Source organism: Labilibacter marinus (genome assembly GCF_001659685.2).
GTDB classification, from domain to species: Bacteria; Bacteroidota; Bacteroidia; order Bacteroidales; family Marinilabiliaceae; genus Saccharicrinis; species Saccharicrinis marinus.
In genome coordinates this window covers 1-13,639 of record NZ_LXYE02000055.1, presented here as the reverse complement: position 1 = coordinate 13,639, position 13,639 = coordinate 1, and the positions used below count along the sequence as shown (strand labels likewise).

9 protein-coding genes are annotated in these 13,639 nt (G+C 37.5%); 6 read left to right on the top strand and 3 right to left on the bottom strand.

What is annotated here, in order from left to right:
- Positions 1-126: 126 nt before the first annotated feature.
- Positions 127-2,457: a TonB-dependent receptor plug domain-containing protein gene (locus A8L32_RS21190; protein ID WP_158027273.1), complete on the bottom strand. Its 2,331-nt coding sequence runs from the start codon at positions 2,455-2,457 to the stop codon at positions 127-129.
- A gap of 92 nt (positions 2,458-2,549) precedes the next feature.
- Positions 2,550-4,454: a 1-deoxy-D-xylulose-5-phosphate synthase gene (gene dxs / locus A8L32_RS21185; protein ID WP_075591463.1), complete on the bottom strand. Its 1,905-nt coding sequence runs from the start codon at positions 4,452-4,454 to the stop codon at positions 2,550-2,552.
- A 458-nt stretch (positions 4,455-4,912) separates the two neighbouring features.
- Here dxs and A8L32_RS21180 point away from each other — a divergent pair, with 458 nt between their 5' ends.
- The 3 genes from A8L32_RS21180 to A8L32_RS21170 all read left to right on the top strand — a co-directional run bounded on the left by A8L32_RS21180 (position 4,913) and on the right by A8L32_RS21170 (position 8,934).
- Positions 4,913-5,926 (top strand): OmpA family protein, encoded by a 1,014-nt coding sequence (locus A8L32_RS21180; RefSeq protein ID WP_075591462.1) that lies wholly within the window; start codon positions 4,913-4,915, stop codon positions 5,924-5,926.
- Positions 5,916-6,947 (top strand): radical SAM/SPASM domain-containing protein, encoded by a 1,032-nt coding sequence (locus tag A8L32_RS21175; RefSeq protein ID WP_083631446.1) that lies wholly within the window; start codon positions 5,916-5,918, stop codon positions 6,945-6,947. Before A8L32_RS21180 ends, A8L32_RS21175 begins: the two co-directional genes overlap by 11 nt.
- Before the next feature lie 148 nt (positions 6,948-7,095).
- Entirely contained in the window at positions 7,096-8,934 is a 1,839-nt protein-coding gene (locus A8L32_RS21170) for an ATP-binding protein (RefSeq protein WP_075591461.1), read from the top strand.
- A gap of 49 nt (positions 8,935-8,983) precedes the next feature.
- Here the strand turns inward: A8L32_RS21170 and frr are convergent, their stop codons facing one another.
- Complete coding sequence (frr, locus tag A8L32_RS21165; protein WP_075591460.1) at positions 8,984-9,547, bottom strand: ribosome recycling factor; 564 nt, start codon at positions 9,545-9,547, stop codon at positions 8,984-8,986.
- A 514-nt stretch (positions 9,548-10,061) separates the two neighbouring features.
- Here frr and A8L32_RS21160 point away from each other — a divergent pair.
- Genes A8L32_RS21160 through A8L32_RS21150 form a run of 3 tightly spaced genes read left to right on the top strand, consistent with a single transcriptional unit; the run spans position 10,062 to position 13,492 of the window.
- A complete protein-coding gene (locus A8L32_RS21160) occupies positions 10,062-10,739 on the top strand; it encodes a succinate dehydrogenase cytochrome b subunit (RefSeq protein ID WP_075591459.1) in 678 nt (225 codons plus the stop codon).
- An 18-nt stretch (positions 10,740-10,757) separates the two neighbouring features.
- Positions 10,758-12,695 carry a fumarate reductase/succinate dehydrogenase flavoprotein subunit gene (locus tag A8L32_RS21155; RefSeq protein ID WP_075591458.1) on the top strand — a complete coding sequence of 646 codons (1,938 nt, stop codon included), beginning with the start codon at positions 10,758-10,760 and terminating at the stop codon, positions 12,693-12,695.
- Between the two features lie 41 nt (positions 12,696-12,736).
- Positions 12,737-13,492, top strand: a complete 756-nt coding sequence (locus A8L32_RS21150; RefSeq protein ID WP_075591457.1) for a succinate dehydrogenase/fumarate reductase iron-sulfur subunit — start codon at positions 12,737-12,739, stop codon at positions 13,490-13,492.
- Positions 13,493-13,639: the final 147 nt, after the last annotated feature.

The following is a 13,639-nucleotide window of genomic DNA, read 5'->3' as shown; positions in this document are numbered from 1 at the left end:
CTGAAATGTTTGCTGTCTGCATCTAAATATCGGCTCTCACTAAAGAAATGCATACTTGCAACATGAAAATTGGAGGTGTTGAATAAGTGCTATCTGAATCTAGAGTTTTTGTATTTCAAGCACAGCTTAAAACCTCCCCGTAATGGAGAATATAAAGTTTCTGCCAGGAGCGCTAATGCCTGAAGCAAAGGTTTTGTAGTGTCTATCCAGGATGTTTTCTACCGAGGCTTGTAGCGTAAGGCTATTAAAAAGTTGGTATTGCGCAGCAATATTATAGGTTTGCCAAGCAGGAAATCCGTCCTCAGTGCCTTCGTCTTGGTTATCCTCTCCGTATGGCGACATATCTTCCAATCTTTTTTGTGCCTGATAGTTCATATAAAACTCAAGCTTTAAATCTTTACGTCGGTATTGTGCGCTGGCTTTACCAAACAAAGGAACAATGTGCCCCATGGGTTCGGCTGTAGTGCTTACCTTACCGTGGGTATAGTTAATGGTGGCGTTTAAGGTAAGATATTCAAAAGGGTGAGCATGGGCTCCTGCAGAAACACCTCGAATGATGGCTTTGTGCTGATTACTGTTGTGATACATACGATACATATCGTTGTCGTATTCAATAGAATCTTGTCCGTTGTAACTAACATATTCTCTTAAGATGGCATCAAAAAGCCAAGTGTTGTATGCTGTTGCACTAATAAGCAAACCTTCATCGTAAAAGCTTTTAGTGATGGATAACTCAGTGCTTAGCGCATATTCTGGTTTCAAAAAAGGATTAGGTACACTTATTTCATCGCCTTTGGCTCTAATCTTACCATAGTCATCTACGTTAGGCACTCTATACCCCGAAGCCAAAACACCCGAAATTTTCCAAGTATCTTGGGGTAGATAAACCATACCAAAGCTTGCTGAAGGAGCTTTGTTTTTCATGACTAAATCCTCCACGATAGGTTCAAAAAGATCATCGGCTATAAACTTAGAGTCGTACCTAAAATATCCAAAACGAACCCCTGCATTTAAGCTCAGTTGCTCGTGCAGTTTCTGGTGATAATTCAGGTATAAGGAGTAAGATTGAAAAAAACTTCCTCCATTGGGATATCTGGTTGTAGCCGTGGTAATGGCGCCAGTATTTATATCGGTATACTTGGCTTTTGAAGCCATATCGTTATATAATATCTCTGCACCATACTGTAGTTTAGAGTTGGCGTTAAATTGCTTGGCAAAATCAAAGTTAAAGCTAAATATATCTAAGAACTCTTCTTGCGATTTTTGTAGGTCGTCACCAAACTTCCTGCTAAAGCGCGATTCTTTTATATTTTGATAGGCCACAATGGTGTTTAGCGAAGAAAACCATTTTGTTTCCTTTTTATATCGACTATTGGCAGATACAAAGAGTCTGTCTTGCGGGCCATAATAGTAATTGGCATATTTTAATTGGTCATCAGAATAATCGTTTAGCTGGTCGAATCGGCTGATATTAGATGAGGTAGAGTATTGGGCATTTAAAACAAATGCATGATTGGGGCTAAGTGTAGCCTTTATTTTTTGTAATACATCGTACTGTTTGTATCCGGTGTTCAACTGCACATTGGGATCCGGATTATCCAGCATTACATCTTGTCCATTTTTTCTGCCTACATAATGATAAATTTTTCCCCAATCCTGAGGTGCGTTATCAGGTCGGTTTTCTCCCATTTTAATATCGCCAAAGTCACTATAGGTAAAGCTGGTTAACGAAGCCCAATGTTTAAAGCCTGCATTTACATTAACATTGGTTCGGGTAGCGTTAGATGCGCTCATAGTTTGCAGCGATGCCTCGCCTGAAATCACCACCATAGTATCGTTGGATAATATAGGGTCCTTACTAAAATAACTGACTACACCTCCTAAAGCATCACTTCCGTAGATGGCAGATGAAGGGCCGAATAGTACCTCGGTTTTCTCCAGAATGTTAGGGTCGATAGTGATACTATTTTGTAGATGGCCACTGCGGTAGATGGCATTATTCATGCGAACCCCGTCCATCACCAATAGCACCCGGTTGGCCTCAAACCCTCTTAGTATAGGACTACCGCCACCACCTTGGCTTTTTTGAACGGCCACATAACCTGTTCCGGTTAGTATATCTGCACCTGTAGCTGCATTTTTAAATTCAATGGAGCGCGGTTTAATGGTTTCTAAAAAGTATGGAATGTTCTTTTTACTCTCTTCAACACGAGAGGCCGAAACCACAAATTCATCTAAAGTATACACCTTTGGATAAATGTAAATGGCCTTGGGTAAAGGATTGTTGCGAGATAAATAGAACAGTTCGTAAGCAGGATGTTTAAACCATAGAGCCTGTTCCTCATTAAACACAGATAAATCTACTAAACCATCGTGGTCAGTGCCTGCAATCTGACTTTCTGCTTCATCAAACACAATAACATTAGAAACAGGCAAGCGCGTTTCTGCATCAAACACTTTAACTTTTTGAGCAAAAGTAAAAGAGAGTATAAAAAGTGATATGCTGAGAGAAAAGTATTTTTTATACGACGGATACATTTTTAACAACCTTATTGGAACATACTTTTTGCGGTTTCCATCATTCCTCGTTTATCGAAGCCACATTCGCTATGTAATTCGGTTTGTGTTCCATGGTCAACAAATCTATCGGGTACACCCATTCTTTTAATTTGAGCAGAATAACCATGATCCACCATAAATTCGATTACAGCGCTACCAACACCACCAATAATCGTTCCATCTTCTACGGTAATTATCTTTTTATGCTTTTTAAACACTTCGTGTAACAGGTTTTCGTCCAGCGGTTTTAAAAACCTCAGGTCGTAACAGGCCGAAGAAATGCTTTCATTGTCGAGTTTTACACAGGCTTGATGTACTTTATTGGTAACAGGACCCAGGCTAATAAAGGCCAAGTCGTCACCATCTTTTAGTTTTTCGCCTTTCCCTATTTCAATTTCTTTCATAGGGGTTTGCCATTCCACACTGGTTCCAATTCCTCTAGGGTAACGAATAACAAAAGGTCCTTGGTCAGGCAACTGCGCCGTATACATTAGGTTTCTTAACTCTTCTTCGTTACGTGGCGAAGATAGAATCAGGTTAGGAATAGGTCGGAAGAAGGCTAAATCATAAACTCCATGATGTGTAGCTCCATCGGCGCCTACCAATCCGCCTCTATCTAAACAAAAAACTACATTTAAATTTTGAATAGCCACATCGTGTATCACCTGGTCGTATGCGCGTTGCATAAACGAAGAGTAGATGTTACAAAACGGCACCATTCCTTCGATGGCCAAACCAGCAGAAAAAGTAACCGCATGTTGTTCGGCAATACCTACATCGTAAGCGCGGTCGGGCATTTTCTCCATCATAATATTTAAAGAACACCCCGAAGGCATGGCAGGTGTAATACCCACTATCTTCTCGTTTTTCTCGGCCAGCTCCACAATGGTATGCCCAAATACCTCCTGATATTTTGGCGGACGAGGCTTTTGTGGTGTTGTATCTAATTTCTGACCTGTATATTTATCAAACTTAGCTCCAGTTGCATGCCAGGCTGTTTGGTTTTCTTCGGCCAATTTAAATCCTTTTCCTTTTTTAGTGATGCAATGCAAAACTTTAGGGCCAGGAATATCTTTTAAATCCTTTAGTACTTTTACCAGATGATTAATATCGTGCCCATCTACAGGACCGAAATATCTAATGTTTAATCCTTCAAAAATATTGGATTGTTTGGTGAGTAGGGATTTGATGCTATTATTTAAAGCAACAATTTTATCCTCAGAATTAGGGCCTGTTATTTTCAACTTCTCTAGGCCCTTAATAATCTCACTTCGTATTTTATTGTAAGTATGCGAAGTAGAAATGTCAACCAAGTAATCACTTAATCCACCAACGCTAGGGTCAATGGCCATATTGTTATCATTTAAAATGATCAACACATTAGAGTTAGCAATACTTAAATTGTTTAATCCTTCAAAAGCCAAACCCGCAGTCATACTACCATCCCCAATAACGGCAATCACTTGTTTGTCTTTTTCTTCCTTTTTTTGTGCGGCAATAGCCATTCCTAAAGCTGCCGAAATAGAGGTTGAAGAGTGTCCTACTCCAAAAGCATCATATTTACTTTCGAAGATGTTGGGGAACCCACTCAAACCCTTGTATTTTCTATTGGTATGGAAGTTTTCTTTTCTTTCGGTTAAAATCTTGTGTCCATAGGCCTGATGTCCAACATCCCATATGATTTTATCGGTAGGTGTATTAAAAACGTAGTGTAAGGCAACGGTAAGTTCAACCACCCCTAAGCTCGCCCCAAAATGACCTGGATTACATGAAACAGCATCAATGATATAGTCCCTCAATTCAGTAGAAATCTGAATGAGTTCTTTTTCGCTAAACTTCTTTAAATCATCAGGGTTATTAATCTGTTGAAGTAATTGATGCCCTATTTCTTCCATTCTCTGTTATTGGGGTGAAAATTTGTTGGGCACAAATATAATATATTACATGCAATTAAATAACCTGCCCTCTTTAATTTAAAACGAATTCAGTTTAAATAATAATGCAGGGTTGAATGTGAGTAAAAAAACTTGAATTGTAGTTTTGATGAAAATAGCGATTAGAACATTTTGCTTAGATGCTTTACTAGGTTTGTATGAGGTTGGTCTCAGTCGATGAATCAAAAAAATCATGTTTGTTTTAACGCTTAAAATTGATTTCTTATGGAGCCTTTGCGAGGAATGAATAAAGGTGAATTCAATACAGTTCAGTCAAATGATTGTAGCTATTTGAGTGAAACGGATGGTGCTTTGATTTTCTTTAAGCGAATCGCCAATTTTTATTAAACCTTTAGTGCAAGATTGTTTTGAAGTAATAAAATATTCAGCATATTTGAGATGGATAAAAATAGAGTGAAATGAAGAAGTCGAATATTATAGTTGTAGCATTAGTTGTATTAGGAATTTTTTCTTGTGTGCCTTTAAAGCAGTTTCAAGATGTGCAACAACGAGAGATAGATAATAAGGAAGAACTGAATCGCTTACAATCGGATTATCGCTCGATGGAGGTAGATAATAAGGAATTAAAGGGTGAGTTGGAGCGATTGAAGGAGCTTGTGATAGGGTTGGAGCAAGATACCTTACGTTTGGCAAAGCAGAATTGGGCTTTGAAAAACAGAAATAAGGAATTGGCTGCTCAGTATGGAGAGTTCGTTAAAAATTCTTCGGGTAACATTTCAGGTGAATCAAAAGAACTATTGGAGCATTTACAATCTTTACACGAGCAACTGCAAAAACGTGAGGACGCGTTGTTTAGATCAGAAAGAGAGTTAGCGGTAAAAAGAGAGAAGTTGGCTTCGGCATCCGCGAATTTAGCCTCCATGGAAGGAGAATTAGAAAATCGTAATAAACGATTATACGAATTAGAGAGAGCCTTATCGGAAAAAGATTCGTTAATGAATGCTTTAAAGAATACGGTAGCTAATGCATTAACTGATTTTGGTAGCGATGAGCTTGAGGTGCACATAAAAAATGGGAAAGTATATGTTTCCATGGAGGAAAAGCTTTTGTTTAAATCAGGTAGTTACGAGGTGAGTGCCATTGGTGTTGGTGCATTAGCAAAAATCGCTGGCGTACTAGAGCAAAAAAAAGATATTAATGTACTTGTGGAAGGGCATACCGATGATGTTCCTTATAAAAGTGCAGTTTTGCTGGATAATTGGGATTTGAGTGTGAAACGTGCCACGTCTGTTACGCGTATTTTATTAAAGAATGGCAATATAAGCGCATCGAGAATTACAGCAGCAGGAAGAGGGGAGTTTGTGCCTGTTGATTCGACTAAGACGAGTGAGGCCAGAAAGAAAAACAGAAGGACGGAGATTATTCTATCTCCAAATTTAAATCAAGTGTTCGATTTGTTAGATGCGAATTAGAGACTATCGGGCAAATTTGCTTATTGCATGGACTTATGTTCGTACAGCAACTTGGGCAAAACTGGTTAATGTAATTAAGCTGGGCATTTCCTTTTGGGTTAGTGTCATGACTAGAACTCCGAGGGTGATGGGGTATCCATTGGCTTTAAGTATAGAGCCGATTAATGTTTGTAATTTGAAATGCCCCGAATGCCCCACTGGTATGGGTATTTTAACTCGCCCCAAAGGAATGATTAACGAAGAAGCTTTTGGCGAATTGTTGGCAAAAACACACAAATCGTTATGGCATATAAACCTCTACTTTCAGGGAGAGCCATATATGCATCCGCAATTTTTCAACTTGGTAAAATCTGCTAAGCAACAAGGTTTAGTTGTTGAAACTTCTACCAATGCACAGTTTCTTAATCCTCAACAAGCAGAAAAGACGGTGACGAGTGGTTTGGATGTATTGGTCGTTTCCTTGGATGGAATAACACAAGACATATATCAAAAATATAGAGTTGGTGGACAAGTGCAGCTGGTGCTAGAGGGCATTCGTAATTTATCAGAGGCCAAGAAAAAGGCTAAATCCAGAACGCCCATTATCAGAGCGCAGTTTCTTGCATTTTCATTTAATGAGCATCAAATACTCCGTTTTAAAGAAAAGGCTATTGAGCTAGGTGCGGATATGGTAGAGGTGAAAATGGCGCAGGTGTATGATGTGGAGAAGAAGAAGGATTTATTACCCCAAAAAGAAGCTTTATCACGTTATAGGTTACAAAAGGATGGAGCGGTTAGTTTGCAGGGGCAAGTGAAAAATAAGTGTAAAAAACATTGGGATTCCGCTGTAATTACATGGAAAGGAGACTTGGTTCCCTGTTGTTTTGATAAAAACGCTCAATATAATATGGGTAATCTGCATAAAAAGTCATTTTCTAGCATATGGAATTCTTTGCAGTATAATAGTTTTAGAAAGAGGGTATTGACCGTGCAGGAAGGTATTGATATTTGTTCTAATTGTCCGTTGAGTAGAAGAGGATAAAATAAGGACTCTTTTTTATTCAAATGCACCTCAATAATTTTACGGAATAAGATTTGATATAAAATTGAAATTTTTATCTTTATAGCCCTATTTAGGGGAGTTTTGACTATTGTTAAATGAAATAGTAAACCTCCTGTTTCTCTAATGTATGACAAAGGAAAAAAGTAAAGCCGCAAGAAAGCTTAATGTTTGGGTGAAGAGGAAGCTGGGACCAACTACGGTTCCATCTGGTGGTGGCTTTTATTATTGGCGCGAAAGAGTTTTCCATTATTTTACACTTGCCTTATTGGTCATGGGCCTTGTAGCATATGTTTATTATGCTGTTTCATTCCTTCAGGATGAGAATTATGGTTCAGCCATGTTTAGTACTGTAGTTTTTTTTAGTGTTCTGTTTGCTGGAATAGTTAAATCATTACCTTTTAAACTTCGGGTTGTTTGGATATTGATGTCCGTTTATGTGCTTGGAGGTTTCTTATTTATAAAGGATGCGCCAGCTGCGCTGGGCTTAGTAATATTAATATCCTATTCTATTTTAGCAGGAATGTTGTTGGGGAAAAAGGCGGGCGTGTATTCGGTAGTACTTAATGCAGTCATGTTTGTTATCGTTGGCTTATTACATTATGCGCAAGTTTACACCGTTGATTTCCTATCGGCATTTAGTTTATCTGTTTTTATCAACCTTTGTGTTTTATTTATTTTTGTAAATGTGGTTACCCTTTTTCCATTAGTATCTTTTATTAATGGAATGAGCTTTAGTTTTGAGAAAGAGTTGAGGTATCAAAACATCTTAGGTCAGGAAAGAGAAAAGTTAATGCGTGCCATTGTTAAGGCTGAAGAAGCGGATGTGCTCAAGAATTCGTTTTTATCTAACATGTCGCATGAAATCAGAACTCCAATGAATGCAATATTGGGGTTCAGTAATCTGCTTTCGCACAAAGAAATTAGTGGGCCAGAAAAAGATGAGTTTGTTACCCTGATTAATCTAAATGTAAAAAACCTATTGACTATTGTTGAGGATTTAATTGACATTTCAAAAATTGATACAGGGCAGCTGCAAATTAGAAATTCGCCAGTTTGCTTACACGATATTTTGCAAGATGTTTATGATAATTTTTCAAATGATATTAAACGACGCGGGCAACTAAATATCAAGTTATATCTAAAGGAAGGGGTAGCAGATGCTAATACGATGATATTATCCGATGGAGATCGTTTAAAGCAAGTGTTGGCTAATTTGGTTGGTAACGGAATAAAATTCACAGATAGAGGTTTTGTTGAATTTGGATATGAGTTGACGGATGAGGATGTGTTACAGTTTTATGTAAAAGATACAGGTATTGGATTACCAGTGGGAAAGGAAGATCGTATTTTTGAACGATTTTATAAATTCTCGGAAGGTAGACAAACTTTATACGGAGGTACAGGAATTGGACTTTCCTTGGTGAAAGATTTATTGGATTTGATGGGTGGTAAAATCTGGATTGAATCAGAGCCTAGTGTAGGTACTACTTTCTTTTTTACTGTGCCATACCATAAAGTAAATAATGTAGATAATCCGAATAAAAAGAGGCAAGAAAGTAATATATATAACTGGGAAGGTAAAACCTTTTTAATTGCCGAAGACGAAGAGGATAACTTCAGGTATTTAGAAGTAGCCTTGTCTATATCTAATGCAAGCTTAATTTGGGCACGAACAGGAGCTGAGGCAGTAGATATTTTTAATAGGATTAATAATATTGACTTGGTGTTAATGGATATTAAGATGCCTGAAATGGATGGTTATGCTGCTACCAAAGAAATTAAAAAGATAAATAGTAGTGTGCCTGTTATTGCGCAAACAGCCTATGCCATGTCTGAAGAAAGAGAGAAATCAATAGTGGCAGGATGCGATGATTATATCGCCAAGCCAATTGGATATGAAGATTTATTGTGTACCATTAATAAGTTTGTTCCTGGTACACCAGTTGAAGTAATAAATAAGGGCTAACTAGAATCTAGTTAGCCCTTCGTATTTTATCAATAATCTATCTAGCTGATTAGATAGTTAAGATGTCTTTTTCTTTCTTAGTAACAAGCTCATCAATACTCTTAGAATATTGGTCTGTTAATTTCTGAACTGAAGCTTCTGCATCTTTTTCCAAGTCTTCAGCAAGACCGTCTTTAAGCATTTTCTTAAGTTCTTCGTTACAATCTCTTCTTACGTTTCTAATACTAATTTTAGCATCTTCCGCTTCTTTTTTCACTTGCTTAACTAGGTCCTTACGACGCTCTTCTGTTAAAGCAGGAACACTGATTCGAATCAAATCACCGTTGTTTTCAGGATTCAATCCTAAATTAGCCAACATAATTGCTTTTTCAATAGGCTCAATCATGGCTTTTTCCCATGGTTGGATAGCAATAGTACGTGGATCTGGAGTGTTTACATTGGCAACCTGTTGCAATGCAGTCATTGAGCCATAATAGTCAACCATAACACCTTCAAGCATGCCTGGGCTTGCTTTTCCAGCTCTAATTTTTACTAATTCGTGCTCAAGGTGTGTGATGGAGCTGTCCATCTTCTCCTTGGCCATATCCAGCAATATTTCAATTTCTTCGTTCATAACCTAGCTTATTAAACTTGTGAATTTTTCTAAGTATAGTTGCCCAACGCAAAGCTGCCTTTGGGGATATAAGCGCAAAAATATAAAACTTTACCTTAATTTAAAAGAGCAATATAAATAGTGATGGTTATCCTATATTTTTGTTTTAAATATAAAGCGTACCAAGTACAACTATTAGTTATTGATTAAAATAGGCTAGAAATTGATTTTTGTATTCGTCTTGTAATGCGATTTTTTGTCAGAGAAACGAGTCTTGTATGACGCTTTAAACCGTCTGTATGCCTAGTGTTTTTAAATGTTAAAATTTGTTTCCGATTAAAAAAATATGATTTTTAAAACTAAAAAGCATATGTTAATTCATTAATTAATAGTTATTTTACGGTAAATCCTTAGACAGATTTTAAATAAAGATTTATTTCTTTATTCCCATTGTAAAAAACGGTTAACAAACTACCTTTGTGCTCTCAAATACAAAAATCGAATATAATTTTAGAGATTTTAATATTTTAAATTTATGAGTAATTTATTTTGTTCCTCGATTGGAAAAAAGCTTTTGATGAGTTTGTCAGGGCTTTTCTTGATTATCTTTTTGATAGTCCATCTTGCCATTAACTTGACGTTATTGGTGGATAAAACTGGTGAGACATTTAATATTGCGGCAAACTTTATGGCATTACCGCTTATTAAATTTGGTTTGCAACCAGTTTTAGGCCTAGGTTTTTTAGTACACATCATTTATGGTGGTTTGTTAACAGCGCAAAACAACAAAGCGCGCGGAAATAACAAATACGCTTCTGGTAATGGTACCAAAGAAGTGATGTGGGCATCTAAAAACATGTTTATTTTAGGTCTTACTATTTTAGCGTTTTTAGGCGTACACATTGCTGATTATTGGGTGCCTCTTCAAATTACTCACGGAGCTGCTGAGGTAACTATTGATGGTGTTACTATGCATGATACATATGCATTGGTAAAAGCTAATTTACAAAATCCTGTAAAGGCAATTCTTTACATTATTGGTTCATTAGGATTAGCTCTTCACTTAACACACGGTTTTTGGTCGGCTTTCCAAACTTTAGGTGCTAGTAACAACATCTGGCGTAAGCGATGGACAGTTATTGGAACGGTATTCGCTTGGGTAATTAACCTTGGTTTTATCGTAATCGCTGCTTATTTTATGTTATTTTCTTAATCATTTAATTCTTAAGAAATGAAATTAGATTCAAAGATTCCTGAAGGGCAACTGTCCGAAAAGTGGAACAATTATAAGGCTAACCAAAAGTTGGTTAACCCTGCAAATAAAAGAAACCTTGATATTATTGTAATCGGAACTGGATTGGCTGGAGCTTCTGCTGCTGCTTCTTTCGGTGAGATGGGTTTCAAAGTAAAAAACTTTACTATTCAAGATTCTCCTCGTCGTGCTCACTCTATTGCTGCGCAGGGAGGTATCAATGCTGCAAAAAACTATCCTAATGATGGTGATTCTGTGCACCGTTTGTTTTATGATACAGTAAAAGGAGGTGACTATCGTGCTCGTGAGGCTAACGTTTACCGTTTGGCTTCTGTAAGTAATGATATCATCGACCAGTGTGTTGCTCAAGGTGTACCTTTTGCACGTGAGTATGGTGGTTTATTAGATAACCGTTCTTTTGGTGGTGCGCAGGTAAGTCGTACTTTCTATGCTAAAGGACAAACAGGTCAGCAGTTATTAATTGGTGCTTACCAGTCGTTAATGCGTCAGGTAAATGCAGGTACTGTTGATATGTATACGCGTACTGAGATTGTTGACTATGTAATGGTGGATGGTAAAGCTCGTGGTGTTATTGCTCGTGACTTAGTAACAGGAGAGTTTTCTCGTCATTTTGGTCATGCTGTAGTAATGGCAACTGGAGGATATGGAAACACATTCTTCCTATCTACAAATGCAATGGGATCTAATGGTTCTGCTGCTATTAAAGCATACGAAAAAGGAGCTGCTTTTGCTAACCCTTGTTATGCTCAGATTCACCCAACATGTATTCCTGTTCACGGTGAGTTCCAGTCTAAGTTAACGTTAATGTCAGAGTCATTACGTAATGATGGTCGTATTTGGGTTCCTAAAAAGAAGGAAGATGCTGAAGCGATTAGAGCTGGTAAGAAAAAAGGTGCTGACCTTTCGGAAGACGAAAGAGATTATTACTTAGAAAGAAGATATCCTGCATTCGGTAACTTAGTACCTCGTGATGTTGCATCTCGTGCTGCTAAAGAAAGATGTGATGCAGGTTTTGGTGTTGGAAATACAGGTTTAGCGGTTTATCTTGATTTTAAAACGTCTATTGAGCGTTTAGGTGAAGATACCATCCGTTCTCGTTACGGAAACCTTTTCCAAATGTATGAGAAAATTGTTGATGACAATCCTTATGCAGAACCAATGATGATTTATCCTGCTATTCACTACACAATGGGTGGTATCTGGGTAGATTACGAATTACAAACTACTGTTCCTGGTTTATTTGCAGCTGGTGAGGCTAACTTCTCTGATCACGGTGCTAACCGTCTTGGAGCTTCTGCTTTGATGCAAGGTCTTGCGGATGGGTATTTTGTACTTCCTTATACTATTCAAAATTACTTGGCTGATGATATTCGTACACCACGTATGACAGGTGACGAAAAAGAATTTGTTGAAGCTGAAAAAGAAGCTAAAGCTAAATTCGACAAGTTAATGTCAATTAAAGGTGAGCGTTCTGTGGATAGCTTACATAAAGAACTTGGATTGGTAATGTGGGATTTCGTTGGTATGGCTCGTAACAAAAAGGGTCTTGAAGAAGCTATCGAAAAAATTGCTGCAATCAAGAAGGAATTTTGGTCAAACGTTAAAATTCCTGGATCTGATAAAGGTATGAATGTTGAACTTGAAAAAGCATCTCGTTTAGCTGACTTTATTACTACTGGAGACTTAATGGCGCGTGATGCACTGAATCGTGAAGAATCATGTGGAGGTCATTTCCGTGAAGAGTATCAAACAGAAGAAGGTGAAGCATTACGTCAGGATGACAAATTTGCTTACGCTGCTTGTTGGGAGTATAAAGGTGAAGATAAAGCACCTGAGATGCATAAAGAAGAACTTACATTTGATGTTGTTAAAGTTGCTCAACGTAACTACAAATAATCTTGTAAGTCTATTAATGTTCAATAGTAAAACAGAGAAAAATGGATAATAATATAAGTTTGACTCTAAAAGTATGGCGTCAGAACGATGCTAAAGATAAGGGTCGTTTTGAAACATATAAATTAGAGACAGTGTCTATCGATAGCTCATTCCTTGAGATGATGGATATTTTAAATGAGCAATTAGTAGGTGAAGGTAAAGAGCCTGTTGCATTTGATCACGATTGTCGTGAGGGTATTTGCGGTATGTGTTCTTTATATATCAATGGTCGTCCGCACGGACCAGATGATGATGTAACTACTTGTCAGTTGCACATGCGTAAGTTCAAAAATGGAGAGACTATCACAATTGAGCCTTGGCGTTCTGCAGGATTTCCTGTAATCAAAGATTTAATTGTAGACCGTACTGCATTTGATCAAATTATTGCTGCTGGAGGTTATACTTCAGTGAGTACTGGAGGTGTACCTGATGCTAACGCATTACCTATTCCAAAGCCAGATGCTGATGAAGCAATGGATGCTGCTTCTTGTATTGGTTGTGGTGCTTGTGTTGCTACTTGTAAAAACGGATCGGCTATGTTATTCGTTTCTGCAAAAGTAAGTCACTTAGCATTGTTACCGCAAGGTAAAGTTGAAGCAGCTCGTAGAGCTAAAGCTATGGTAGGTAAAATGGATGATTTAGGTTTTGGTGCTTGTACGAACACTGGAGCTTGTGAAGTAGAATGCCCTAAAGGTGTTTCTATTTCAAATATCGCTCGTTTAAACCGCGAATTTTTAGCGGCAAAATTACAAGACTAAGTTTTAAAGCTTAATATATTCTACGGCCACTTTGTTAGCAAAGTGGCCGTTTTTATTTCTACTAATTTAACTATTGGTAGATGCCATAATTATGGCTTATTGACACTTTTGTTTTAAGTAAGTTGGTGAATTAATAATTGTTTTATT